The organism is Rhodopseudomonas sp. BR0C11 (assembly GCF_010820945.1).
GTDB lineage: Bacteria > Pseudomonadota > Alphaproteobacteria > Rhizobiales > Xanthobacteraceae > Rhodopseudomonas > Rhodopseudomonas palustris_H.
Genome location: NZ_QTKI01000683.1, coordinates 1 through 1,436 on the forward strand (window position 1 = coordinate 1; position 1,436 = coordinate 1,436).

At 61.4% G+C, this 1,436-nt stretch carries 2 protein-coding genes; both read left to right on the plus strand.

Annotated elements, in window-relative coordinates:
- Positions 1–944 (plus strand): ABC transporter permease (locus tag DYI24_RS26550; protein WP_164574450.1); only part of this gene is annotated, 944 nt, incomplete at its 5' end.
- A gap of 2 nt (positions 945–946) precedes the next feature.
- Positions 947–1,436: ABC transporter permease (locus DYI24_RS26555; RefSeq protein WP_164574451.1), on the plus strand; the 490-nt coding region annotated here is incomplete at its 3' end.

The window sequence follows — 1,436 nt, forward strand, 5'->3', positions numbered from 1 at the left end:
TGGAGAGTCGCGAACTTCTCGAGAGTTTCTCGGGGTCGCGATACTTCCAGCAGGCGCCGGATATCAAATCCGCGGCAGACATCGATCGGCGGCTCGCCAGCGGCGAATTGAAGCTGGTAATCGAAGTGCCCCACGGATTCGGACGCGACCTGTTGACCAACAAGTCGCCGGAAGTGGCGGTGTGGATCGACGGTGCGATGCCGTTCCGCGCCGAGACCATTCGCTCCTACGTCACCGGACTGTCGCAAGCCTATCTGGCCGAGCAGTATCGGCGGCATGCGATGGCGTCACCCACCGCGCCGATCAACATCGAGACCCGGTTCCGTTACAACCAGGCGTTCAAGAGCGTGTACTCGATCATTCCCGGCGTGATTACGCTGATCCTGATGCTGATCCCGGCGATGCTGACCGCCGTCGGCGTGGTCCGCGAGAAGGAAGTCGGCTCGATCACAAACTTCCGGTCGACGCCCGTGACCGCGACGGAATTCCTGCTCGGCAAGCAGATCCCCTACGCGCTGCTGTCGTTCTTCAGCTTCATGTTGTTGCTGCTCGGAGCGATCGTGATCTTCGGCGTTCCGGTGCGAGGCTCGGTCGTCGCACTCGTCGGCGGCGCGCTGCTCTACGTGTTCTCCACAACGGCGCTCGGCGTACTGTTCTCGTCGTTCCTGAGCACGCAGATCGCCGCGATCTTCATCGTCGCGATCATTTCGATCATCCCGGCCGTCAACTTCTCCGGCCTGCTGGTCCCTGTATCGTCGCTGTCGCAGACCGGGCGGTGGTTCGGTGAGGCGTTCCCTGCGGCCTGGTTTCAGGAGGTCAGTATCGGCGCCTTCACCAAAGGCATGAGCTTCTGGATGCTGGCGCCGAACCTGCTGATTCTGTTCGGGTTTGGCTTGGTGTATTTGATTGGTGCGATCCTTGCGCTGCGCAAGCAGGAGGCGTGACGATGGGCTCGATGCTACGGCATATCTATCGTCTCACCGGCAAGGAGCTGCGCAGCCTATGGGCCGACCCCATCCTGCTCGGCTTCATCATCTACGTCTTCAGCGTCGCGATCTACACGATCGCCACGGGTGCCAAGCTGGAAGTCGAGGCCGCGCGAGTTGCGGTGGTCGACGAGGATCACTCTGAACTGTCGCGCCGCATCGCCGCCGCGATGCTTCCGCCGCTGTTCCGCGCCGCCGAACCCATTGCTCCATCCGAAATCGATTCTGCGATGGACACCGGTCGCTACGTGTTCGTCGTCGAGATCCCGCCGAAATTCGAATCCGACGCGCTCTCCGGCAAGAACCCGACCGTGCAGATCGATGTCGACGCGACCGCTATGGCGATCGCCGGCAATGGCGCGGTAGATATTCAGAATATCGTGCTGAATGAAACCGCAGCTTACCTGCGCAAGGATTCCGGCTCATCCAGCGCGCCGGTCAATCTGGTGA